Annotated in this window: 18 protein-coding genes; 7 read left to right on the forward strand and 11 right to left on the reverse strand. The window is 75.8% G+C overall.

All coding sequences use genetic code 11. The features are described 5' to 3' along the window. Positions 1-35 precede the first annotated feature (35 nt). Both IEV86_RS03890 and IEV86_RS03895 read left to right on the forward strand, forming a co-directional pair. The gene (locus IEV86_RS03890; RefSeq protein ID WP_229734458.1) at positions 36-5,087 is read left to right on the forward strand and encodes an Lhr family helicase; all 5,052 of its coding nucleotides are present in this window, start codon (positions 36-38) and stop codon (positions 5,085-5,087) included. Beyond that, positions 5,087-5,881: an Fpg/Nei family DNA glycosylase gene (locus tag IEV86_RS03895; protein ID WP_043603137.1), complete on the forward strand. Its 795-nt coding sequence runs from the start codon at positions 5,087-5,089 to the stop codon at positions 5,879-5,881. The genes IEV86_RS03890 and IEV86_RS03895 overlap by 1 nt, the downstream gene beginning before the upstream one ends. A gap of 12 nt (positions 5,882-5,893) precedes the next feature. On the opposite strand, the gene IEV86_RS03900 is transcribed toward IEV86_RS03895, so the two are convergent. The 3 genes from IEV86_RS03900 to pgsA form a co-directional block, all read right to left on the reverse strand. After that, positions 5,894-6,232 (reverse strand): helix-turn-helix domain-containing protein, encoded by a 339-nt coding sequence (locus tag IEV86_RS03900; RefSeq protein WP_043603139.1) that lies wholly within the window; start codon positions 6,230-6,232, stop codon positions 5,894-5,896. 241 nt (positions 6,233-6,473) lie between these two features. After that, on the reverse strand, positions 6,474-7,040 hold the full coding sequence (locus IEV86_RS03905) for a CinA family protein (RefSeq protein ID WP_081978496.1): 567 nt from the start codon (positions 7,038-7,040) through the stop codon (positions 6,474-6,476). Next, positions 7,037-7,690 (reverse strand): CDP-diacylglycerol--glycerol-3-phosphate 3-phosphatidyltransferase, encoded by a 654-nt coding sequence (gene pgsA / locus IEV86_RS03910; RefSeq protein WP_081978497.1) that lies wholly within the window; start codon positions 7,688-7,690, stop codon positions 7,037-7,039. Before pgsA ends, IEV86_RS03905 begins: the two co-directional genes overlap by 4 nt. Positions 7,691-7,762: 72 nt before the next feature. Here pgsA and IEV86_RS03915 point away from each other — a divergent pair, with 72 nt between their 5' ends. After that, positions 7,763-9,073, forward strand: a complete 1,311-nt coding sequence (locus tag IEV86_RS03915; protein ID WP_043603142.1) for a CapA family protein — start codon at positions 7,763-7,765, stop codon at positions 9,071-9,073. Between the two features lie 8 nt (positions 9,074-9,081). Here IEV86_RS03915 and IEV86_RS03920 read toward each other — a convergent pair whose 3' ends face one another. The 5 genes from IEV86_RS03920 to IEV86_RS03940 form a co-directional block, all read right to left on the reverse strand. Beyond that, positions 9,082-11,553, reverse strand: coding sequence for a putative bifunctional diguanylate cyclase/phosphodiesterase (locus IEV86_RS03920; RefSeq protein ID WP_229734459.1), 2,472 nt, complete (start codon positions 11,551-11,553; stop codon positions 9,082-9,084). A gap of 23 nt (positions 11,554-11,576) precedes the next feature. Next, positions 11,577-14,216 (reverse strand): FtsK/SpoIIIE family DNA translocase, encoded by a 2,640-nt coding sequence (locus IEV86_RS03925; protein ID WP_043603145.1) that lies wholly within the window; start codon positions 14,214-14,216, stop codon positions 11,577-11,579. 203 nt (positions 14,217-14,419) lie between these two features. Next, the gene (locus IEV86_RS03930) at positions 14,420-16,105 is read right to left on the reverse strand and encodes a ribonuclease J (RefSeq protein WP_043603146.1); all 1,686 of its coding nucleotides are present in this window, start codon (positions 16,103-16,105) and stop codon (positions 14,420-14,422) included. Next, positions 16,105-17,019: a 4-hydroxy-tetrahydrodipicolinate synthase gene (gene dapA, locus IEV86_RS03935; protein ID WP_043603149.1), complete on the reverse strand. Its 915-nt coding sequence runs from the start codon at positions 17,017-17,019 to the stop codon at positions 16,105-16,107. Before dapA ends, IEV86_RS03930 begins: the two co-directional genes overlap by 1 nt. A gap of 51 nt (positions 17,020-17,070) precedes the next feature. Beyond that, entirely contained in the window at positions 17,071-17,571 is a 501-nt protein-coding gene (locus IEV86_RS03940) for a dihydrofolate reductase (protein WP_043603151.1), read from the reverse strand. Positions 17,572-17,615: 44 nt separating this feature from the next. Between IEV86_RS03940 and IEV86_RS03945 the strand changes: the two genes are divergently transcribed. The 4 genes from IEV86_RS03945 (at position 17,616) to IEV86_RS03960 (ending at position 20,759) form a co-directional block, all read left to right on the forward strand. Beyond that, positions 17,616-19,106: an NAD-dependent succinate-semialdehyde dehydrogenase gene (locus tag IEV86_RS03945; RefSeq protein ID WP_043603153.1), complete on the forward strand. Its 1,491-nt coding sequence runs from the start codon at positions 17,616-17,618 to the stop codon at positions 19,104-19,106. 56 nt (positions 19,107-19,162) lie between these two features. Then, on the forward strand, positions 19,163-19,852 hold the full coding sequence (locus IEV86_RS03950; RefSeq protein WP_188484578.1) for an AzlC family ABC transporter permease: 690 nt from the start codon (positions 19,163-19,165) through the stop codon (positions 19,850-19,852). Next, positions 19,849-20,163 carry an AzlD domain-containing protein gene (locus tag IEV86_RS03955; RefSeq protein ID WP_043610719.1) on the forward strand — a complete coding sequence of 105 codons (315 nt, stop codon included), beginning with the start codon at positions 19,849-19,851 and terminating at the stop codon, positions 20,161-20,163. The genes IEV86_RS03950 and IEV86_RS03955 overlap by 4 nt, the downstream gene beginning before the upstream one ends. Positions 20,164-20,225: 62 nt before the next feature. Further along, on the forward strand, positions 20,226-20,759 hold the full coding sequence (locus IEV86_RS03960; protein ID WP_043610721.1) for a GNAT family N-acetyltransferase: 534 nt from the start codon (positions 20,226-20,228) through the stop codon (positions 20,757-20,759). A 22-nt stretch (positions 20,760-20,781) separates the two neighbouring features. Here IEV86_RS03960 and IEV86_RS03965 read toward each other — a convergent pair whose 3' ends face one another. From IEV86_RS03965 to IEV86_RS03975, 3 genes are read right to left on the reverse strand one after another with little or no spacing between them, the layout of a single operon-like run. Then, positions 20,782-21,252 carry a hypothetical protein gene (locus tag IEV86_RS03965; RefSeq protein ID WP_188484549.1) on the reverse strand — a complete coding sequence of 157 codons (471 nt, stop codon included), beginning with the start codon at positions 21,250-21,252 and terminating at the stop codon, positions 20,782-20,784. Beyond that, the gene (gene dapB / locus IEV86_RS03970; protein WP_043609162.1) at positions 21,252-22,007 is read right to left on the reverse strand and encodes a 4-hydroxy-tetrahydrodipicolinate reductase; all 756 of its coding nucleotides are present in this window, start codon (positions 22,005-22,007) and stop codon (positions 21,252-21,254) included. The genes IEV86_RS03965 and dapB overlap by 1 nt, the downstream gene beginning before the upstream one ends. A gap of 26 nt (positions 22,008-22,033) precedes the next feature. After that, entirely contained in the window at positions 22,034-23,377 is a 1,344-nt protein-coding gene (locus tag IEV86_RS03975; protein WP_043609149.1) for a M16 family metallopeptidase, read from the reverse strand.

The following is a 23,377-nucleotide window of genomic DNA, read 5'->3' on the forward strand; positions in this document are numbered from 1 at the left end:
GGTGCGGTGTCGGACCCCCGCACCACAATGAGCACGTGATCACGCGCGCCGACGAGCCGGCCGCCGCCGACCCCCTCGCGGGCTTCTCCGAGCCGACGCGCAGCTGGTTCGCCGGCGCCTTCGAGGCGCCGACGGCGGCCCAGGCGGGGGCGTGGTCCGCGGTCGCGCAGGGCGACCACGCGCTGGTCGTCGCACCGACCGGGTCCGGCAAGACGCTCGCGGCGTTCCTGTGGTCTCTCGACCGGCTCATGGTCGAGCCGGCCACCGACGCCGCGACGCGCTGCCGGGTGCTCTACGTCTCGCCGCTCAAGGCGCTCGCCGCCGACGTCGAGCGCAACCTCCGGTCCCCGCTCGTGGGCATCAGGCAGGCGGCCGCACGGCTGGGCGTCGCCGTGCCCGACGTCGAGGTGGGCGTGCGGACCGGGGACACGCCGCCGCAGGAGCGGCGCGCGTTCGCGACACGACCGCCGGACATCCTCATCACGACCCCGGAGTCCCTCTTCCTCGTGCTCACGTCGGCCGCACGGGCGGGTCTCGCCGGGGTGCGGACCGTGGTTCTCGACGAGATCCACGCCGTCGCCGGGACCAAGCGCGGCGCGCACCTCGCGGTGTCGCTCGAGCGCCTCGACGCGCTCCTCGAGCAGCACGGGGGTCCGGCGCAGCGGATCGGGCTGTCGGCGACGGTGCGCCCGGTCGACGCCGTCGCACGCTTCCTGGGCGGCGCGCGGGCGCCCGCGGACGGCGGACGGCGCGTCGCCGTCGTGCAGCCCCCGGCGACCAAGCGGGTCGAGGTCGAGGTCGTCGTGCCCGTGCCCGACCTCGCCGACCTCCAGGCCGCCGGCCCGGCCCACGACCGCGCGACCGGCGACGGCCTACCGGCGTCCGCGCCCCGGGGCGCACCCGGCGGATCCGGGGGCCCCGGCGCGTCCGGCGGTCAGCCGGACCTCAGCGGGTCGGCGGCCGGCGCTCCCCCACGGCCCTCGATCTGGCCGCACGTCGAGGAGCGGGTCGTCGACCTCGTCGCCGGGCACCGCTCGACGCTCGTCTTCACGAACTCACGACGAGGGGCCGAACGGCTCACGGCGCGCATGAACGAGGTGTGGGCCGAGCGTCAGGGCGTCGACGTGCCCGACCCGGGGACGCTGCAACCCGCGCAGGTCCAGGCGCAGTCCGGGGCCTCGGCCGGGGTCGACGGCTCGGACGGTGCACCCGTGCTCGCCCGCGCGCACCACGGGTCGATGAGCCGCACCGAGCGGACGCGGACGGAGTCCGAGCTCAAGGCCGGTCGCCTCCCCGCGGTCGTCGCCACGTCGTCGCTCGAGCTCGGCATCGACATGGGTGCGGTCGACCTCGTCGTGCAGGTCGGGTCGCCGCCGTCCGTGGCGTCCGGGCTGCAGCGCGTCGGACGTGCGGGCCACCAGGTCGGCGCGACGTCGCGGGGCGTCGTGTTCCCGACCTTCCGCGGGGACCTCGTTCCCGCGGCGGTCATCGCGGCCCGGATGCGCGCGGGCGCGATCGAGTCGCTGTCCGTGCCGCAGAACCCGCTCGACGTGCTCGCGCAGCAGGTCGTCGCCATGGTCGCGGTCGACGACTGGACCGTCGAGGACCTTGCGACCGTCGTCCGGCGCGCCGCGCCGTTCACCGACCTCGGCGAAGGCACGCTGCGCGCCGTCCTGGACATGCTCGCTGGCCGCTACCCGTCGGAGGAGTTCGGCGAGCTCCGGCCGCGCCTGGTGTGGGACCGGTCGACCGGTGTCCTGACGGGGCGGCCCGGCGCGCTGCGGCTCGCCGTGACGAGCGGCGGGACCATCCCCGACCGCGGTCTGTACGGCGTGTTCCTCGCGGGGTCGACCACCGAGGGCGACGCGCAGCGCGGGGGCCGCCGCGTCGGCGAGCTCGACGAGGAGATGGTCTACGAGTCGCGCGTCGGCGACACCTTCACGCTCGGGTCGAGCACGTGGCGGATCGAGGACATCACGCCCGACCGCGTCCTCGTCTCCCCCGCCCCCGGCCTGCCGGGCCGGCTGCCGTTCTGGAAGGGCGACTCCCCAGGCCGACCGGCCGAGCTCGGCAAGGCCCTCGGCGGATGGGTCCGCGAGCTCGTGGCCGCCGACGACGCCACGGCCCGGGCCATGCTCACCGCGGGCGGCCTCGACGCGTGGGCGGCCGACAACCTGCTGGGCTACGTCCACGAGCAGGCCGACGCGACCGGGCAGGTCCCGGACGACCGCACGATCGTCGTCGAACGGTTCCGCGACGAGATCGGCGACTGGCGCGTCGTCGTGCACTCGCCGTACGGCGCACGCGTGCACGCGCCCTGGGCGCTCGTCCTCGCTGCGAGGCTCCGCGACCGCTACGGGCTCGACGCGGCGGCGCTGCACGCCGACGACGGGATCGTGCTGCGCCTGCCCGACGTGACGACGAGCGGCACGTGGGACGTCGAGGCCGGTCGCTGGGTCGAGGACGGGGACGCACCCGGTGTGGACCTGGAGGACCTCCTCGTCGACGCCGACGAGGTCGCCGCAGCGGTCCGCGCCGAGCTCGGCTCGTCCGCGCTCTTCGCCGCGCGGTTCCGCGAGGCCGCCGCCCGCTCGCTGCTTCTCCCTCGCCGCCGCCCCGACCGCCGTCAGCCGCTCTGGCAGCAGCGCCAGCGCGCCGCGCAGCTGCTGTCGGTCGCATCGCGCTTCCCCGACTTCCCCGTCCTGCTCGAGGCGGCCCGCGAGTGCCTCCAGGACGACTTCGACGTCGCCGCGCTCAGCAGCCTCATGGCGGACGTCGCGGCGCACCGTGTGCGTGTCGTCGAGGTCACGACGCCGTCGCCGTCGCCCTTCGCGCAGTCGCTGCTGTTCGGGTACACGGCCCAGTTCCTCTACGACGGCGACGCCCCGCTCGCGGAGCGACGTGCCGCCGCGCTCACGCTGGACCCGACCCTCCTCGCCGAGCTGCTGGGGCAGGGTGGGTCGGCGCAGCTGGCGGACCTGCTCGACCCCGCAGCCGTGGAGCGGACCGAGGCCGAGCTCAGCGGCACCGCACCCGACCGGCGCGCGCGTCACGCCGAGGACGTCGCGGACGCCGTCCGGCGCCATGGTCCGCTCACGCTCGACGAGGTGCGGGCGCGCACACGCGAGGAGCACCACGACGACGTCGCCGCGTGGCTCGACGACCTCACGCGCGCACGTCGGCTCATCGCCGTGCGGCACGGGACCACGTCGTGGTGGGCCGCGATCGAGGACGCGGGCCGGCTGCGCGACGCCCTGGGGGTCGCGCTGCCCGTCGGGGTGCCCGAGGACTTCACCGAACCCGTCCCCGACCCGCTCGGCGACCTCGTGCGCCGGCACGCCCGGACGCACGGGCCGTTCACCGCGGCCCAGGTCGCGAGCCGGTTCGGGATCGGCATCGGGGTCGCGACCGAGGTGCTGCGCCGGCTCGAGGGCTCGCGGGTGCTCGCCTTCGGCCACCTCCGGCCGGCCTCGCTCGGCGGCACGGGTGAGGACTACTGCGACCTGGAGGTCCTGCGCATCCTGCGCAGGCGGTCGCTCGCCGCGCTGCGGGCGGAGGTCGAACCGGTGCCCGCACGGGCGCTCGGCGTGTTCCTGCCCCGCTGGCAGGGTGTCGCCTCGCGCACCGAGCCCCGGGGCGGCAGGTCGGGCGGACGGCTCCGCGGTGTCGACGGGCTCCTGCGCGCCGTCGAGCAGCTCTCCGGCGCGGCGCTCCCGGCGTCGGCGCTCGAGACCCTCGTGCTGCCCGCACGTGTACCGGACTACGACCCGGCGATGCTCGACGAGCTGACGTCCGCCGGCGAGGTGCTGTGGGCCGGGAGCGGACCCCTTGCCGCGCGCGACGGGCTCGTGAGCCTGCACCTCGCGGCGACGGCCGACCTCACCCTGGCCGCCCCGGCGGACCGCGGCGGCGGCGGTCCGGTGGACGGGCCCGTGCACGACGCGGTCCTCGACGTGCTCGCCTCGGGTGGCGCGTTCTTCCTCCCCGCCATCGTCGACCGGGTCCGCGCACGCCTGGCCGAGGACGCCTCGCCGCCGGAGCTCGGTCGTGGCGCAGGCGCGGTCCCCGACCTCCGCTCCGGCGCGGGCGCCGTCCCCGACCTCGCGCCCGGCACGACGACCGGCATGACGACCCTGAGCGCCGACCGCGTCACCGAGGCGCTGTGGGACCTCGTGTGGGGAGGATGGGTTACGAACGACGGGTTCGCCGCGCTCCGCGCGCGCCTGGGCTCGAGCCGATCCGGCACGACGCACCGCGTGCCGCGCCACGCACCCCGTGGGCGTGCGCTGACCCGTCGGGCGCTCGGCGGGATCGCCCTGCGCCCGACCCGCGCCGCGCCGCTCTCGGCCGACACGCCCGGCCGGTGGTCGTTGCTGCCGGAGCGTGAGCAGGACCCGACGGTCCGGGCGCACGCGCTCGCGGCGCAGCTCCTCGACCGGCACGGGGTCCTCACGCGTGCCGTGGCGGCGTCGGAGGGCATCGGCGGCGGCTTCACGGCGGTGTACCGGGTCCTGAGCGCGCTCGAGGAGGCCGGTCAGGTCCGGCGCGGCTACTTCGTCGAGCACCTCGGCGGTTCCCAGTTCGCGCTCCCCGGCGCCGTCGACCAGCTGCGTGACGACGCGCGCGACGCGGTGTCGGCGGGCACGGGAACCGAGGACGAGGTCGCGCGCGCGGACGCCGCCGACCCACCCGTCGTGCTCCTGGCCGCGACCGACCCGGCCAACCCGTACGGGGCCGCGCTCGCCTGGCCCGATGCGCCGACGACCTCCGACGGCGACGCGGGGCGGCACCGACCCGGACGCAAGGCGGGCTCGCTCGTCGTCCTCGTCGCCGGACGCCTCGTGCTCTACGTCGAACGGGGTGGCCGGACCCTGCTGTCGTTCAGCACCGACCCGGGCGAGCTCGCGCACGCCGCTGCGGAGCTCGCCGCGACCGCCCGGACCGGTCGGCTGGGGCGCCTGACCGTGCAACGCGTCGACGGCTCCGACGTGCTCGACCGGGCGACGCTCGACGCGCCGGTCGCCTCAGCCCTCGCAGCCGCCGGCTTCGCGGCGACGCCTCGCGGGCTCCGGCTGCGGGACGGCTGATGCCCGAGGGAGACATCCTGCGGCGCGCCGCGCGCAGTCTCGACCAGGCGCTCGTCGGCTCCCCGCTCGTGCGCGCCGAGCTGCGGTGGCCGTCGGCGGCCGGGGTCGACCTGGTGGGTCGGACGGTCCTGAGGACCGTGCCGTACGGCAAGCACCTGTTCACCCGGTTCGACGACGGGCGGACGCTGCACACGCACCTACGCATGGAGGGCTCGTGGCGCATCAGCCGGACGGGCGCACCGACGGCCCGGGCGGCCGGGCCGTACGTGCGTGCCGTGCTGGCGACCGCGTCATGGACCGCTGTGGGGCACCGGCTCGGCATGCTCGACATCGTGCCGACCGGGGACGAGCGCACGCTCATCGCGCACCTGGGTCCCGACGTCCTCGCGGACGACTTCCCGACCGTGGGGCTGCGCGAGGCGTTACGGCGGTGGGCCGAGCGGGGCACGACGCCCGTCGCGGAGGTGCTGCTCGACCAGACCGTCAGCGCCGGTATCGGCACCCTCTACGCGGCGGAGTCCCTGTGGGCGCGACGCCTGTGGCCGTGGACGCCCGCCGCGGAGGTGGACGCCGCGACCGTGCTCATGACGGCCAGGCACCTCATGGCCCGGAGCGTCGCCTCGCGCACGCCGACGGCGACCGGGGACAGCGGCCTCTCGGCGTTCGTCCACGACCGCAAGGGCAAGCCGTGCCTGCGCTGCGGCACGCCGATCGTCCGGGGCACCGCACGCCGACCGCCCATGGAGCGGCCGATCTTCTACTGCCCGCGCTGCCAGCCCGAGCGCGCACGATGACGCCCAGCCGGGTCAGCCGACCGGGGCGAGCTCTCCGTCGGTGCGGCTCCAGCCGCCGTCCTGCGGACGGCGCCACGCCGCCGCGAGCTCGGCGGGCGAGTCGGGCACCGTGAGTCCCTCGGCGACGGCGACCCGGTCGCTCACCTCGCGGAGCACCACGGACATCGAGACGTCGAGCGCGTCGCAGATCGACGCGAGCAGCTCCGAGGACGCCTCCTTCTGCCCGCGCTCCACCTCGCTCAGGTAGCCGAGCGACACCCTGGCCGCGGACGACACCTCACGGAGCGTCCGACCCTGGCGCTGGCGGGCGTCGCGGAGGACGTCGCCGATCTCCCGTCGTAGGACGACCATCGGGCGACCTCCTTCCGTCGGCGCGGGCGCGCGGTGCGCCGCTGGGCTGCTGTACCTGACGGCTCCGGCGGGCCGGACCCGAGAGGGGGTAACACCGTACCCCGCAGGTCGGACAGGTTCGCGTCCGGGACGCTGCGGCGATCGAGTGGCGTTCACGTCCTGTCCAACGCGACGGGGCCCGCGACTGTTCCCGAGCGGCCGACCGGCGTCCGGACGGGTGCCGCCGCGGCGTCACGGGTCCTCAGCGGTCGGGGTCCCGGTCATCCCCCGCGTCACCGTCGGGGGGCCCCTCGACCACGGCTCCGCACGCCGCGAGGAGCAGCCGGAGCGCGGCAGCACGCGCGTCGGCCCGGACCGCCGCGCGACCCGCCGGTGGTCCGGGCGGCCGCGTCGCCACCACGGTGCCGGCGGGCCCGGACACCGCGACGTGCACGGTCCCCGGCGGGTGCCCGTCCTGGGGGTCGGGACCGGCGACGCCCGTGGTCGCGAGCCCCACCTCGGCCGCGAGCAGCCGACGCACCCCCTGCGCCATCTGCACCGCGACGGCGGGGTGCACGGCCCCGAGCCGGGCGAGGAGTACCGGGTCGACACCCAGCACGGACTCCTTGACGTCGGTCGCGTACGCGACCACCCCGCCCCGCAGGCAGGCCGACGCCCCCGCCACGCCCACGAGCGCGTCGCACACGGCACCTCCCGTGAGCGACTCCGCGACGGCGACGGTGAGCCCCGCGGCGACGAGGCCCTCGACCACGAGGCGCGGGTCGAGCGGCCGCCCGTCCCACGGGACCGCCGCCGTCCTCGACGTCATCGGGGTCCGGCCGCGCCGCCTGTGCTCGCCTCGCCGCCGACGTCGCCGTCCGCACTCGGCGGGGTCGCGTCGTGCCCGGCGTCCCGAGCCGCCGCGCTGCGCACCTGCCAGCCGCGGCGCACGTAGTCGGCGCCCGTCACGACCGTCACGGCGACCGCCGCGAGGAGGACGACCCAGCCGACGACGCCCAGCGCGGCCGGCAACCGGTCCAGGGGCAGCAGGAAGATGCCGATCCCCACGGACTGCAGGACGGTCTTGAGCTTGCCGCCTGGCGAGGCGGGGATGACGACGTACCGCAGGACGGCGAAGCGCATCGCCGTGATCCCGAGCTCGCGCACGAGCACGACGACGGTGATCCACCACGGGAGGTCGCCGAGCCACGACAGCAGCACGAGCGAGGTCCCGATCAGGAGCTTGTCGGCGATGGGGTCGACGAGCTTGCCCCAGTCGGTGACCTGGTCGAGCCTGCGCGCGAGCCACCCGTCGAGGCGGTCGGTCGCCGCCGCGAGCGCGAAGCACCCGGCCGCGACCCAGCGCCAGGCACCGCTCCCGTCGTCGAGCAGGAGGGCCACCGCGACCACCGGCACGAGCGCGATGCGCGCGACGGTGACGCCGTTCGCCAGGTTCCACACCGGTGCCGCGCTCGCCACGGGCCCACCCTACGGCGCGTCACCGGACCGCACCGCAGCGGTCCGCGGGACGTGCGGAGGTAGTGTCGCGGCGTGACGCGCCACGCCCGGGCCCCGCGTCGCCGCGCTGCGACGCTGCCGGTGACCCTCGCCCTCGTGGTGTGCCTCGCGACGGCGACCGCCGGCGCACTGGCCGCCACGGACGTGCTCGGCACACACGCGCCGACGTCGCCGTCGGCGGTCGGGGCACCGACCGAGGAGGCGCCGGCACCGGAGACGACCACCCCCACGCCCACGCCGACGCCGACGCCCGAGCCGTTCGACCTGACTCTCGTCGCGGCGGGCGACGTCCTGCCGCATCAGCCCGTCCTCCGCTCGGCGTCCGCGTCCGGGGCCGGCTACGACTTCTCGCCGCTGCTCGACCCGATGAACCCGTGGGTCGGCGGCGCCGACCTCGCGCTGTGCCACCTGGAGGTCCCGATCGCCCCGGACGGCACCGCGCCGTCCGGGTACCCGGTGTTCGGCGCACCCGTCGAGCTCGCGCGCGACCTGCAGGAGGCGGGCTGGGACGGCTGCTCGACCGCGTCGAACCACAGCCTGGACCGAGGACGGGCGGGGGTCGTCGCGACCCTCGACGCGCTCGACGCCGCGGGCCTGGGCCACGTCGGGACCGCGCGCACGGCCCAGGAGGCCGACTCACCCCAGGTGTACGAGCTGGTCCGCGGGGACCGCACCGTGCGCGTCGCGCACCTCGCGGCGACCTACGGCACGAACGGCCTGCCGATCCCCGCCGATGCGCCGTTCAGCGTGCGCCTCATCGACACCGCCCAGCTCGTCGACGCCGCGACGCGCGCCCGCGCCGCGGGCGCGGACGTCGTCGTCGCGAGCGTGCACTGCTGCGTCGAGTACGTCTCCGAGCCGACCGACGAGCAGACGCGCATCGCCACCGGCCTGGCCGCCTCGGGCGTCGTCGACCTGCTCATCGGGCACCACGCGCACGTCCCCCAGCCCGTCGAGCTGCTCGCCGGTGGTCCGCACGGCGAGGGGATGTGGGTCGCCCACGGCCTGGGCAACATGCTGTCCAACCAGGACGCCGCGTGCTGCTCGGCGCGGACGGACTCGGGTCTCCTGCTCAGCGCGACGTTCACCGTGCCGCCCGACGGCCCGCCCACCGTGAGCGCCGTCGGCTGGACCGCGCTCACGGTCGACCGTGCCGGAGGCCACCGCGTGCACCCGCTCCCGAGCACCGCGACGGGCACGGCGCTCGGCTCGCTCGACCCGCAAGCGCTCGCCGCGCGTCACGGGAGGGTCGCCGAGGTCGTCGGCCAGGCGGCACCCGAGCGGCTCTCCCCGCCGACGCCCACCGGGGACGCCCCGGTCGTGGTCGCGCGCCCCGTCGGCTGACGCGGCCCTCAGCCGTCGAGCGGCTCCAGGACCGGGATCCGCATCCCGGCCGGTGCGCGCTGCTGCGGGACCGCGTCGGACGTCCCCGTCACAGGACCGCCGCGGCCCGGCACGACGGCCGGGGGCGTCGACGCCGCGGGCGGACCGGCGGGCCGGGGCGACGGACCGGACGGACCGGCGGGCCGGGGCGACGGACCGGACGGACCGGCGGGCCGGGGCGACGGACCGGACGGACCGGCAACGGTTGCCGCGGGCGGGTCGACGGCGGGCCGCCCGGCCTGTCCCGGGTCCTGCGGGCCCGCATCGGGGCCCGGCTCGTCCGTCGCAGGCAGGTGCGTCAGCTGCTGCACGGGCTCCGACTGCCCCGCGCCGAAGAACCAGCCCTGGCCGTACCGCCAGCCGCTGCGCTGGAGCAGCTGGGCCTGCGCGGCCGTCTCGATCCCGGCCGCGATCGTGACCATGTCCATGTGCTGCGCCATCGCGCCGAGACCGAGGATCACGCGGGTCGCCGCGGGGTCGTCCGGGATGCCCGCGGCGTACGACATGTCGAGCTTGACGCCGTCGACCGGCAGGTCCCGCAGGTACGCGAGCGGGGCCGCTCCGGTGCCGAAGTCGTCCAGGAGCACCGGCACGCCGGCGGCCCGCAGCTCGTCGATGTCGTGGCGCGTGCGCGAGCCCGGCTCGCCGAGCTCGGACTCCACGAGCTCGACGACGAGTCGGCCCTGCGCGATCCCGTGGGCGCGCACCTCCTCGACGACCATGCGCACGAACTCGCCGTCGCCCAGGTGACGCGCCGAGACGTTGACCGAGACCCAGCGACCCAGGTCGGCCGTGCGGGCGAGGTACTGCACCGCCTGCCGGATCACCGTCGCGCCGAGCGCGGCGCCGAGACCCGTCTCGTCGACCGTGGCGAGGAACGCCCCGGGCAGCAGGAGGCCGCGCTCGGGGTGCTGCCAGCGCACGAGCGCCTCGTGGCCGACGACGTCGCCCGTGGAGAGGTCGACCGTCGGCTGGTAGTGCAGCAGGAGCTGACCGGCGTCGATCGCGGCCTGCAGCTCGGCCGCGGCGCCGTGGCGCGTGCCCGCCGACGAGCCCATCGAGGGCTCCCAGACCTCGGTCCGGTGCTTGCCCGCGGCCTTCGCGCGGTACAGCGCGGTGTCGGCGGCGGCGAGCACCGCGGGCGCGCCGCCCGCGGTGAGCCCGGCGTCCGCGACGGCGACGCCGACGCTCGCGCCGACGGGGAGGCGACGCCGCTGCGTGCGGATCGGGTTGCGCAGCGCCGTGTGGATGCTGCCCGCGATCTCGAACGCGACGCGTGCCGCGTCCGGGTCCTCGACGACGACGACGAACTCGTCACCGCCGAGCCGTGCGACGGTCCCGCGGCCCGCGGTCGCGGCCCGGAGCACGCCGCCGACGTGCACGAGGACCTCGTCGCCCGTCGGGTGACCGAACCGGTCGTTGATCTGCTTGAACTCGTCGAGGTCGACGAGCAGCAGCGCGACGCGTCCCGACGCGTCGGGGTGGTCGAGCGCGCGGGTCAGGACCTCGTGCATGTGGGCACGGTTGGCGAGGCCCGTGAGCGGGTCGTGCATCGCGCGGTGCGCGAGCATCTCCGCCTGGAGGCGCGCCTCCGTCACGTCCCGGACCTGGGCGACGAACGTCTCGGGGGCGCCGTGCTCGGTGCGCACGAGCACGACGTCGAGCACCGCCCAGACGGTCTGGCCGTCGGTCCGCAGGTAGCGCTTCTCGGTGCTGAACCGCTGGGCCTCGCCCGACAAGAGCCGGTGCACCGCCGACCGTTCGGTCGCGCGGTCCTCGGGGTGCGAGAGCGCCGACAGGTCGCGTCCGCGCAAGGCCTCGGGGGTCGTGCCGAGGAGCTGGGCGAGCGCGGCGTTGACCTGCTCGAGGCGCCAGCGCGGGTCGAGCAGGGCCATGCCGATCGGGGCGTTCTCCATCGCGGCCTGGAACTGCTTCTCCGAGCGGGCGAGCGCGGCACGGATCTCGCGCGGACCGGTCTGGTCGCTGAAGGAGGTGACGAGCTCGCGTCGGCCGTCGGGCGTGCTGACGGCCTCGGTGCTCACCTGGACCCAGCGCACCGGGGCCCCGGTCGCGGGGACGGCGCCGACGACGGTCGGCGGGCGCGAGGCCGGTCCGACGTGCACGTCCCGCGCGAACACGGTCGCCGGGTCGACGCGCGAGCCGTCGTCGGTCACCCACGCCACGGGCAGCTCGGCGACGGGCACCCCGAGCACCTGCTCGACGGGGACGTCGAGGAGAGCGGCCGCCGCGGCACCTGCGGCGATGACGCCGCCGTCGTCGGCGTGGACGAGCACCGCGTCGCGGGTGCCGTCGAGGACGGCCCGGAGGTGGCGCTCGAGGTCGGCGATGCGGGCGTCACGCCGTCGCGCGGCGTGCGCGGCGCGGCGGGACGCCCAGGTGAGGACGAGCCCCAGGACGATCAGCAGGATGAGTGCGGTCACCGTCGGGACGACGGCGCCGGCACTCAGCCTCCCGTCGGGTCCCATCGCTGACCGTCGTCGGTGTCGGCGTCGCTGTGCACGCCGTCACCATCGGTCAGCGGGGGCTCCTCATGAGCGGTCGTGGCCGGCTCACCGCGCAGCATCGCGAGCGTCGCCGGCAGGTCGTCGGGCTGGACGAGGACGTCACGGGCCTTGGAGCCCTCCGACGGGCCCACGATCTCGCGCGACTCGAGCAGGTCCATGAGCCGTCCGGCCTTGGCGAACCCGACCCGCAGCTTGCGCTGGAGCATCGACGTCGACCCGAACTGGGTGGTGACGACGAGCTCGGCGGCCTGCAGGAGCAGGTCGAGGTCGTCGCCGATGTCCTCGTCGACCTGCTTCTTGGCGACGGGTGCCGCGACGTCCTCGCGGTAGGTCGGCTTGAGCTGCGCCTTGACGTGGTCGACGACGGCGTGGATCTCGCTCTCGGCGACCCAGGCGCCCTGGACGCGCATGGGCTTCGCGGCGCCCATCGGCAGGAAGAGGGCGTCGCCCTGGCCGATGAGCTTCTCCGCGCCGGGCTGGTCGAGCACGACGCGCGAGTCCGTCAGCGACGACGTCGCGAACGCGAGCCGCGAGGGGACGTTCGCCTTGATCAGGCCGGTCACGACGTCGACGCTCGGCCGCTGCGTCGCGAGGACGAGGTGGATCCCGGCCGCGCGCGCGAGCTGCGTGATGCGCTGGATCGACGCCTCGACGTCGCGCGGGGCGACCATCATGAGGTCCGCGAGCTCGTCGACGATGACGAGCAGGTAGGGGTACGGCGCGATCTTGCGCTCGCTCCCGGGCAGCGGCTTGACCTTGCCCGAGCGGACACCGGCGTTGAAGTCGTCGATGTGCTTGTAGCCGAACAGCGCGAGGTCGTCGTACCGCGACTCCATCTCGCGCACGACCCACTCGAGCGCCTCCGCCGCCTTCTTGGGATTCGTGATGATCGGCGTGATGAGGTGGGGGATGCCCTCGTAGAGCGTGAGCTCGACGCGCTTGGGGTCGACGAGGATCATCCGCACCTCGTCGGGCGTCGACCGCATGAGGATCGACGTGATCATCGAGTTCACGAAGCTCGACTTGCCCGCGCCGGTCGCGCCCGCGACGAGCAGGTGCGGCATCTTCGCGAGGTTCGCGACGACGTAGCCGCCCTCGACGTCCTTCCCGACGCCGATCACCATCGGGTGCTCGCTGCGTCGCGCCACGGACGACCGCAGCACGTCGCCGAGCGAGACCGTCTCGCGGTCGGTGTTGGGGATCTCGATGCCGATGGCTGACTTGCCCGGGATGGGCGAGAGGATGCGGACGTCGGCGCTCGCGACGGCGTACGAGATGTTCCGGCCCAGGGCGGTCACGCGCTCGACCTTGACGCCCTGGCCGAGCTCGACCTCGTAGCGCGTGACGGTCGGCCCGCGCGTGAATCCCGTGACCTGCGCGTCGATCTCGAACTGCTCGAAGACGCCGGTCAGCGCCTCGACGACGCGGTCGTTGGCCGCCGAGCGCACCTTGTGCGGCATGCCCTTGGCGAGGAGCGCCTCGGCCGGGAGGGTGTAGACGACGTCCCCGGAGAGCATGGGCTGCTCGCCGCGCGGGACCGGGGTCGGCTCGGGCGCGACGAGCTCGCGCACCGCCCGCTCGGGTGCCGCGGCCACGACCGTGGTGACGACGTCGTCCTGGTCGTCGACCGGGGCGGCGTCGTCGGGCGGCGCGGCCACGGTCTCGGTGAGCGCGGCGGCCTCGAAGGCCTCGTCGCCGGAGTAGGCGCCGACCTCGGGTGCCGCGCCGTCCTCGGCGCGCGGGGCCCGCAGGCGGCGTCGGCGCGGCTTGCCGGTCTCCTGCTGCTGCGCGAGCGTCGGCAGGTCCGCGAGCGACTCGCCCTCGCCGTCGTCCTGCGCCTCCCGGGTGCCGCGTCCACCGGTGAGCCGGTGGTACGCCGACCGCAGGCGCGGCACGACCTGGTGGACCGGCGTCGCCGTCACCACGAGCAGGCCGAACAGGCCCAGGAGCACCAGGAGGGGGACGGTCACCCACGCCGTGACGAGCGCCTCGAGCGGGGCCGCGACCACGTAGCCGATCACCCCGCCGGCGGCCCGGACGGGCCCGAACCCGTCCCGCGGGGACGGCAGGTCCGCCGCGAGGTGCACCAGGCCTGCGACCGACATGACGACGGCGGTCAGGCCGATGACCATGCGCCCGTTCGCGTCGACGCGGTCGGGGTGCCGCATGAGGCGCACCGCACCCCACAGGAGGAAGAGCGGGACCGCGACGCCGACCACCCCGAGCGTGCCGGCGACCACCGCGTGGATCACGTCCCCGGCCGACCCGGACAGGCCCCACCACTCGCGTGCGGCGACGACGACCGCGAAGCCGAGCAGCGCGAACGCGACGCCGTCACGGCGGTGCGCCGGGTCCAGGTCGCGCGCGCCGCGCCCGATCCGCCGTGCCGACCCGCCGACGACGTGGGCCGATCCCATCCACACGCCGCGCACGATCCGCGCGGGGAGCGAGCGCTGCGGCGGCGCGGCCGGCGCTCCCCGGCCCGCGGGGCGGCTCGACCCGGCCGGACGCGGCGCACCGGCACGGGACCCCGAGGTCCTGGCCTGCGTCGTGCGTCCGGTGGGGGTGCGTGTCGCCATGCGGGTCACGGTACCGGCGGCGTCCCGAAGGGCACGGCAGGCGCAGCGCCCGCCGTGTCGGTGGTGCGTGTCACGTGGTGTCGAGCCCGCCGCCGCCGCGCTCCGTCGAGGAGGGCGTCGACCAGCAGGCCGAGCTGCTCGGGGCCCTCCGCGCCGTGGTGGCGTCCCGCGCCTGACGTGGGACGCCGTCGCGCAGAAGGTCCTCAGGCCTCGACGACCACCGGGATGATCATCGGCCGGCGGCGCAGGCGGTTGGACACCCAGCGCCCGACCACGCGCCGCATGACCTGCTGGAGCTGGTGCACGTCCGCACTCCCGCCCATCGCCGCCTCCTCGAGCGCACGGGTCACGTCGGGCTGGATCGACTCGAAGACCGCGTCGTCCTCCGCGAAGCCGCGCGCCTGGATCTGCGGGCCGGCGAGCACCTTGCCGGTCGCGGAGTCCACGACCGCGAAGATCGAGATGAAGCCCTCCTCGCCGAGGATCCGGCGGTCCTTGAGCTCGGCGTCGGTGATCGTGCCGACGCTCGAGCCGTCGACGTACACGTAGCCGCACGGGACGGCGCCGACGACGCTCGCGCGGCCGTCCACGAGGTCGACCACGACGCCGTCCTCGGCGAGCACCACGCGGTCGGCGGGCACGCCCGACCGGACCGCGATCGCGCCGTTCGCCACGAGGTGACGGACCTCGCCGTGCACGGGCATGACGTTGCGCGGGCGCAGGATGTTGTAGCAGTAGAGGAGCTCGCCCGCGCTCGCGTGACCCGAGACGTGGACCCGGGCGTTCCCCTGGTGCACGACCGTCGCACCGAGCCGCATGAGGCCGTTGATGACCCGGAACACCGCGTTCTCGTTCCCGGGGATCATGGACGACGCGAGGATCACGGTGTCGCCGTGACCGACCTCGACGCGGTGGTCGCGGTTGGCCATCCGCGAGAGGGCCGCCATGGGCTCGCCCTGCGACCCCGTGCACATGAGCACGACCTGGTCGGCAGGCAGGTCGTCGACCTGCTTGACGTCGACGAGGACGCCGTCGGGCACCGTGAGGTAGCCCAGCTCGGCGGCGATGCCCATGTTGCGCACCATCGACCGGCCGACCAGCGCCACCTTGCGCCCGTGCGCGTGAGCCGCGTCCATGACCTGCTGCACGCGGTGCACGTGCGAGGCGAACGACGCGACGATGATCCGCTTGTCCGCGGCGGCGAAGACGTTGTCGAGGACCGGGCCGATCTCGCGCTCGTGCGTCGTGAACCCCGGCACCTCGGCGTTGGTCGAGTCGACCATGAAGAGGTCGACGCCCTCCTCGCCGAGGCGTGCGAACGCGCGCAGGTCCGTGATGCGGCCGTCGAGCGGCAGCTGGTCCATCTTGAAGTCGCCCGTGTGCAGGACCGTCCCGGCGGCGGTGCGGACCGCGACGGCGAGCGCGTCGGGGATCGAGTGGTTCACGGCGACGAACTCGCAGTCGAAGGGCCCGAAGCTCTCCCGCTGCCCCTCCTTCACGGCGAGGGTGAACGGCGTGATCCGGTGCTCCTTGAGCTTCGCCTCGACGAACGCGAGCGTGAGCTGGGAGCCCACGACCGGGATGTCCTTGCGGAGCCGCAGGAGGTACGGGACGGCCCCGATGTGGTCCTCGTGGCCGTGCGTGAGCACGACCGCCTCGACGTCGTCCATGCGGTCCGCGATGTAGTCGAAGTCGGGGAGGATCAGGTCGACGCCCGGCTGGTGGTCCTCGGGGAAGAGGACGCCGCAGTCGATGATGAGCAGGCGGCCCTCGTGCTCGAGCACCGCCATGTTCCGGCCGATCTCGCCGAGCCCGCCGAGCGCGACGACGCGCAGACCGCCCTTCGGCAGGACGGGGGGCAGACCGAGCTCGGGGTGCGGGTGGGACATCAGGCCTCCTGGGTCGCGAGCAGGCCGGCGGCGGCGAGCGCCGCGCGGACCTCCTCGACCTCGTTCGGGTCGGCGGGTGCGTGGGGCAGCCGCATGGTGGGCTCCGGGATGAGTCCCAGGAGCCACAGGGTGAGCTTGGAGCGCAGGGCGCCGTTGCCGCTCGCGCAGACGAGGTCGATCGCGGGCATCGCGCGGGCGAACACCTCACGCGCGGCGACGAGGTCGCCCGCGTCGGCGCACCGGACGAGCTCGGCGAGCAGGTCGCCCACGAGGTGGCCGGCCATGCTGACGACGCCCGCGGCGCCGTGCGCGAGGAACGCCAGGTTGAGCGGGTCGTCGCCCGAGTACCACGCGAGGCCCGTGCGGCGCATGCGCGCGAGCGAGCCGTACACGTCGCCCGTCGCGTCCTTGACGGCGACGACCCGGTCGTCCGACGCGAGCCGGTCGAGCGTCTCGTCGGAGTAGCGCACGACGGTCCGGCCGGGCACGTCGTACAGCATCACGGGCAGGTCCGTCGCCTCGACCACCGTGCGGGTGTGGAGGTAGACGCCCTCCTGCGACGGGCGCGAGTAGTAGGGCGTGACGACGAGCAGGCCGTGCGCGCCCGCCTCGGCGGCCTGCTCGGCCATGCGGACCGCGTGCGCGGTGTCGTTCGACCCTGCGCCCGCGACGACGACGGCGCGGTCACCGACGGCCGCGACCACGGCGCGGACCAGGTCGGCCTTCTCGGGGGCGTGCGTCGTGGGCGCCTCCCCCGTGGTGCCGTTGAGCACGAGCCCGTCGTGGCCGTGGTCGACGAGGTGCGTCGCGAGGCGGGCCGCAGCGTCCAGGTCGACGGCGCCGTCGGCGGTCATCGGGGTCACCATCGCGGTCAGCACCGCGCCGAACGGTCGTGCGGGGGTGGTCGGCACCATGGGCGACAAACTACCGTCGCGACACGCCCGGTGCGCCCGGCGCCCACGAGGTCACCCGGCGTGGCGCAGCGTGCGGATCCGGTACCGGACGCCCCCGACGGACCGGGCCCAGCCGGAGGCGGGCTCGCACCGGACGGTGCACCACGTGGCGTCGAGCGCGGGTGCGGGCGTGTCGCCGGCGACGTCGAGGTCGAGGTCGGTGACGACGAGGACGTCGGCCGCGGGCAGGAGCGCCTCGAGCACCTGGGCGCCGCCGATGCCCCACGCGTCCCGGTCGCCGACCGCCTCCAGGGCGGCCTCGACCGACCCGACGACGCGCGCCCCGTCGAGCTCGAGGTCGGGTCGGCGGCTGAGCACGAGGTTCTCCCGGCCCGGCAGCGGTCGTGACCGGTCGGGCAGCGCGTCCCAGGTCGCCCGGCCCATGATCACGGGGCTGCCCAGCGTGAGGCGTCGGAAGTGCGCGAGGTCCTCGGGCACGTGCCAGGGCATCCCGCCGTCGGCACCGATCCAGCCGTCGCGCGACTGCGCCCAGACGAGCCCGAGACGTCCCACGCGCCCGATGCTAGGCGCCGCTGCCCGGGTCCATACTGGCGCCCATGGCGACGACGCACCCCGCACCGGCCCTGCCCTTCTCGCCCGAGCGGCTCCCGACCGGTGTCCTGGTCGACGGCCGGTGGCGGCCCGCGAGCGGCGGGGCGACCTTCGCGGTCCACGACCCCGCGACCGGTGAGGTGCTGACCGAGGTCGCCGACGGCACGCCCGAGGACGGGCTCGCCGCCCTGGCCGCCGCGGACGCCGCGATGCCCGCGTGGCGCGCGGTCGCGCCGCGCGAGCGCGCCGAGCTCCTGCGCTCCGTGTTCGAGACCGTGACCGCGCGCATCGACGAGTTCGCCGCGGTGATCACCGCCGAGGGTGGCAAGCCGCTCGCCGAGTCCCGTGCGGAGGTGACCTACGGGGCCGAGTTCGTCCGGTGGTACTCCGAGCAGGCGGTGCGGGTCGGCGGCCTCGCGCGGACGGCCCCCGGCGGGGCGAACCACCAGCTCGTGCTGCGCCGGGGTGTCGGACCGGCGCTCCTGATCACCCCGTGGAACTTCCCGCTCGCGATGGCGACGCGGAAGATCGCGCCGGCCCTCGCCGCGGGCTGCACGGTCGTCGTCAAGCCTGCGGGCCTGACGCCGCTGACCACCGCGCTCTTCGCGGAGGTCGTGCGCGCCGAGCTCGTGGAGCGCGGCCTGCCGGCCGGCGTCGTGAACGTCGTCCCCACGAGCTCCTCCGGGGCGCTCGTCGACCCGCTGCTCGCCGACCCGCGCCTGCGCAAGCTCTCCTTCACGGGCTCGACCGAGGTCGGGCGTGTCCTCCTGCGCGGTGCCGCGCACGGCGTCCTGCGGACCTCGATGGAGCTCGGCGGCAACGCGCCGTTCCTCGTCTTCGAGGACGCGGACGTGCCGGCGGCGGTGCAGGGCGCGGTCCAGGCGAAGATGCGCAACGCGGGGCAGACGTGCGTCGCGGCCAACCGCTTCCTCGTTCACGAGTCCGTCGCCGACGAGTTCGCCCGCGGCCTCGCCGCGGCGTTCGACGACCTCGTCGTCGGCCCCGGGTACGCCCCGGGCACGACGGTCGGGCCGCTCATCGAGCGCAAGGCGGTGGACCGCGTGGAGGAGGTCGTCGCCCAGGCGGTCGACGGCGGCGCACGCGTGCTCGTCGGCGGCGACCGGCCCCCGGCGGCCGACCTGCCCGGGCACTTCTTCCGCCCGACGGTGCTCGCCGGCGTCGACCCGGGCGCGCGCGCCGTCCAGGAGGAGGTCTTCGGACCCGTCGCGCCCGTCGTCACGTTCACCTCCGAGGACGAGGCGCTCGCGCTCGCGAACGGGACCGAGTACGGGCTCGTGGCGTACGCCTACACGCGCGACGTCGACCGGGTCTTCCGGGTCGCCGAGCGGATCGAGGCGGGCATGCTCGGCATCAACCGCGGCATGGTCTCCGACGCGAGCGCGCCGTTCGGCGGGGTGAAGTCCTCGGGCCTCGGCCGCGAGGGTGGCGAGGCCGGGATCGAGGAGTACCTCGAGTCCCTCTACGTCGCCCTGTGACGGCGCCGCACGGAGAGGGGTCGGTCGAGGAGCCCGTCGAGCAGCCGGTCGAGGAGCTGGGCTCCCGACGGCGGGCGGCCGCGCGGCAGGCCGCATCGGTGTCGCTCGCCACGGGCGTGTACGGCGTGTCCTTCGGCGCGCTGTCGGTCGCGGCGGGCCTCGACCTCGCGCAGACCGTCGCGCTCAGCCTCCTCATGTTCACGGGCGGGTCGCAGTTCGCGTTCATCGGCGTCCTCGGCGCAGGTGGCTCGGGGGTGGCGGCCGTCGCGACCGCCGCCCTGCTCGGTGCGCGCAACGCGCTCTACGGCGCGGTGCTCGCCCCGCTGCTGCGGGCACGCGGGCTGCGTGGGCTCGCAGCCGCGCACGTGACGATCGACGAGTCCACGGCGGTCGCCCAGGCGCAGCCCGACGCGGCGACGGCCCGGGCGGGCTTCTGGTGGACCGGGCTCGGCGTGCTCGCGCTGTGGAACGTGTTCACCGTCGTGGGTGCGGTCGTGGGCGACGCCCTCGGCGACCCGCGCCGCTGGGGGCTGGACGCGGCCGCGGCGGCGGCGTTCCTCGGGCTGGTGTGGCCTCGGCTCGCGAGCCGCTCGGCGCGCCTGGTCGCCGCGGCGGCGGCCGTCGTCGCGCTCGTCCTGACGCCCGTGGCACCCGCGGGCGTGCCCGTGCTCGCGGCGGCGGCGGTCGCGGTCCTCGCGGGCTGGCGCACCCCGGCGGCGTCCCCTCGGCTGGGGAGGACGGCGTGAGCCCCGGAGGTACCTGGGTCGCGGTCCTCGCCGCGGCCGCCGCGTGCTTCGCAGTCAAGCTCGTGGGTCACCGCGTGCCCGAGCACTGGCTCGCCCACCCGCGGGTCGCCCGGATCGCCTCGCTCGTCACCGTCGCGCTGCTCGGGGCGCTCGTCGCGGTCCAGTCGGCGACCACCGACGGCGCGGTCGTCGCCGACGCACGCCTCGTCGCGGTCCTCGTGGCCGCGGTGGCGCTCGCGCTGCGGGCGCCGTTCGTCGTCGTCGTCGTCCTGGCCGCGGTGGTCGCCGCGGTGCTCCGCGCGCTGACCTGAGGCCCGGCGTCCGACGTCCCCGGCGGCAGGGTCCTCCCGGACCGCGCTGTAGCCTGCGCGCCATGGCCCTCTTCCGCGAGACCGCCGACGTCTCCGTCCGTCCCGCGACCCCCGGGGACGAGACGGACGTCGCGCGCATCCAGCTCGTCGCGTGGCGCACCGACCACGGCGAGCTCCTCGGCTCCGAGACGCTCGACGCGGTCGACGAGGAGGCGGTGCGGCGGCAGTGGGAGCAGGCGATCGTCGCCCCGCCGTCCCCCGCGCACCGCGTCCTCGTGGCGTGCGCCGGGCCGCGCGTCGTCGGCTTCGTGGCGTCGGCCCCGGACGGCGACGCCGTCCAGCTGCTGGCCCTCGAGGTCGACCCCGACCACCGCCGGGGCGGTCACGGGTCGCGTCTGCTCGCCGCGTGCGTGGACCTCGCCCGCGAGAGGGGTGCCACCCGGCTCGTGACGTGGGTGCTCGAGGGGGACGAGCCTCGCGGGCGCTTCCTCGCCGGGGCGGGGCTCGGCCCCGACGGCGCGCGGCGCGAACTCGCGTCCGGTCCCGACGGCGGCACGCGGACCGTCGCGGAGGCCCGCTGGGAGGCCGAGATCTGACCCGGACGGTCGGGACCGGTCCTCAGGCCGCGGGGCCCGCCGGTCCCCGCGACTCGCCACGACGCAGCCGGGCCGCCGTGCGCAGCGCCTCGCGCGCGCGACGGCGGTCGCCCGCGGCGTCGTACGCGAAGCCGAGGCGGAACCACGTCGCCCACTCCCCCGGCGCCCGGTCCACGTCGTCCCGCGCGACGGCGAACGCCGCGTCGGCCGCGGCGCGGTCGACCCGGCCGCCCGGCGAGCGCGGAAGGTCGTCGACGGGCAGCGCACCCGCCCGCGCGAGCTCGTCCGCCATGCGCTGGACGTCCGCGGCGAGCCGCCACTCGCGCCACAGCAGCCACAGACCCAGGACGGGCAGGACCAGGACGCCGGCACCCATCGCCACGCCGACGGGCTCGCCGGTCCGGACCAGCGCGACGCCGCGCCCGGCGACGGCGACGACGTACACGAGGAGCAGGGCGCTCAGCGCGAGGGCCGCGAGGAGGCCACGTCGCATCAGCCGAGGTCCAACAGGTTCTCGAGCCCGACGGTGAGGCCCGGCCGGCCCGGGAGCGTGCGGACGGCGTGCAGCACGCCGGGCATGAACGAGACGCGGTCGAACGAGTCGTGCCGGATGGTCAGCTGCTCGCCGGGGTTGCCGAGCAGGATCTCCTCGTGCGCGACGAGCCCCCGCAGGCGCACGGCGTGGACGTGCACACCGTCGACGACCGCACCGCGCGCGCCGTCGAGGGACTGCGCCGTCGCGTCGGGACCGGGGCCGAGGCCCGCGTCGCGGCGCGCACGTGCGACCGCCGCGGCGGTGTGGCGCGCGGTCCCGCTCGGGGCGTCGACCTTGTCCGGGTGGTGCAGCTCGACGACCTCGACCGACTCGAACCAGCGCGCCGCCTTCGCGGCGAACACCATCGCGAGCACCGCGCCGAGGGCGAAGTTCGGGGCGACGAGCACGCCGACCGTGGGCTGCGTGGCGAGCCGACGCTCGACCCGGGCGAGGGAGTCCGCGTCCCAGCCGGTCGTCCCGACGACGGCGTGCACGCCGAGGTCCACGAGCGCGTGGACGTTGGCCTCGGTCGCCGAGGGGACCGTGAAGTCGACCGCGACGTCCGCAACGGCGGCGCCGGCGACGTCGTCGTCGTGATCCAGCCGGGCCACGAGCTCGAGCCCCGGGGCGGCCTCCACGGCGTCGCACACCGTGCGACCCATGCGGCCGCCGGCACCGAGGACGGCGACCTTGATGGACGGGAGCGCGTTCACGGGCACCGACCCTAGTCCGTGCCCGGTCAGCCGCCGAACGGGCCGACGCGCACGACCGAACGGGGTCGCGCGGCGAGCTCGGCGGCGAGCTCCTGGACCTGCGCAGCCGTCACCGACCGGATGCGGTCGAGCGTCTCGTCCTGCGACAGCAGCTCGCCGTGGACCAGCTCGGCCTTCCCGAGTCGCGTCATGCGCGATCCGCTGTCCTCGAGGCCCAGGACGAGCCCGCCGGACAGCTGCCCGATGCTGCGCTCGAGCTCCGCCGCGGTGATCCCGCTGTCGGCGAGACGGTCCCACTCGGCGTGCAGGAGCGCGAGCACCTCGTCGACCTTCGCGGGCGTGCAGCCGGCGTAGAGGCCGAACACCCCCGTGTCGGCGTGGCTCGACGCGAAGCAGTAGACGGAGTACGCGAGGCCCCGCCGCTCGCGGATCTCCTGGAAGAGCCGCGACGACATGCCGCCGCCCAGCGCGGCGCTGAGCACCGACAGCACGAAGCGGCGGTCGTCGGTGGCCGTGAGTCCCACGCCCCCCAGGACGACGTTCGCCTGCTCGGTGGTGCGGTGGATGGTCAGCTCGGTCCCGGCCGTCGGCAGCGTCTCGTGGTCACCGGTCGTCGGGGTGACGGTGGGGCGGCGACCCACCGGCGTCGCGTCGGACGCGAGGTCCCAGCCGCCTGCGGCCAGCGCACCCTCGACCTGCGCGCAGAGCGCGTCGTGGTCGACCCCACCCGCCGCCGTGACGACGAGTGTTCTCGGCCGGTAGTGCTCGGCGTAGTGCGCGGCGACGGCGTCGCGCGGCACGGCCTGGATCGACCCGGGTGTCCCGCCGATGGGGCGCCCGAGCGGGTGCGACCCGAGCACCGCGGCGGCGAACTGCTCGTGCGCGACGTCCGACGGGTCGTCGTCGTTCATCGCGAGCTCCTCGAGGATGACCCCGCGCTCGATCTCGAGCTCGTCGGGGTCGAGGGTCGCGGACGTCACCATGTCGGTGATCACGTCGACGGCCATCGGCACGTCGGCGTCGAGCACCCGCGCGTAGTAGCACGTGTGCTCCTTGCCCGTGGCCGCGTTCGCCTCGCCGCCGACGGCGTCGAACGCCTCGGCGATGTCCATCGCGGAGCGTCGGGCGGTGCCCTTGAAGAGCAGGTGCTCGAGGAAGTGCGTCGAGCCGTGGTGCCCGTCGCGCTCGTCGCGCGACCCGACCCCGACCCACGCCCCGACGGTCGCGGAGCGCAGGCCGGGCATCGACTCCGTGAGCACACGGACACCGCCGGACAGGACGGAGCGGCGCACGATGGCGCCGCCGTCCTGCCCGGCGGTCAGCTCGCTGCCCGGGTCACCCGGGCGCTCGAGCGGGAGATCCAGCGGCAC

This window comes from Cellulomonas carbonis, assembly GCF_014636275.1.
GTDB classification, from domain to species: domain Bacteria; phylum Actinomycetota; class Actinomycetes; order Actinomycetales; family Cellulomonadaceae; genus Actinotalea; species Actinotalea carbonis.

Excerpts from the sequence above, each read along its gene's own strand:
- IEV86_RS03895 (WP_043603137.1), top strand. The coding sequence starts at position 5,087 with ATGCCCGAGGGAGACATCCTGCGGCGCGCCGCGCGCAGTCTCGACCAG.
- IEV86_RS03900 (WP_043603139.1), bottom strand. The coding sequence starts at position 6,232 with ATGGTCGTCCTACGACGGGAGATCGGCGACGTCCTCCGCGACGCCCGC.
- IEV86_RS03905 (WP_081978496.1), bottom strand. The coding sequence starts at position 7,040 with ATGACGTCGAGGACGGCGGCGGTCCCGTGGGACGGGCGGCCGCTCGAC.
- IEV86_RS03925 (WP_043603145.1), bottom strand. The coding sequence starts at position 14,216 with ATGGCGACACGCACCCCCACCGGACGCACGACGCAGGCCAGGACCTCG.
- IEV86_RS03930 (WP_043603146.1), bottom strand. The coding sequence starts at position 16,105 with ATGTCCCACCCGCACCCCGAGCTCGGTCTGCCCCCCGTCCTGCCGAAG.
- dapA (WP_043603149.1), bottom strand. The coding sequence starts at position 17,019 with ATGGTGCCGACCACCCCCGCACGACCGTTCGGCGCGGTGCTGACCGCG.
- IEV86_RS03945 (WP_043603153.1), top strand. The coding sequence starts at position 17,616 with ATGGCGACGACGCACCCCGCACCGGCCCTGCCCTTCTCGCCCGAGCGG.
- IEV86_RS03960 (WP_043610721.1), top strand. The coding sequence starts at position 20,226 with ATGGCCCTCTTCCGCGAGACCGCCGACGTCTCCGTCCGTCCCGCGACC.
- IEV86_RS03965 (WP_188484549.1), bottom strand. The coding sequence starts at position 21,252 with ATGCGACGTGGCCTCCTCGCGGCCCTCGCGCTGAGCGCCCTGCTCCTC.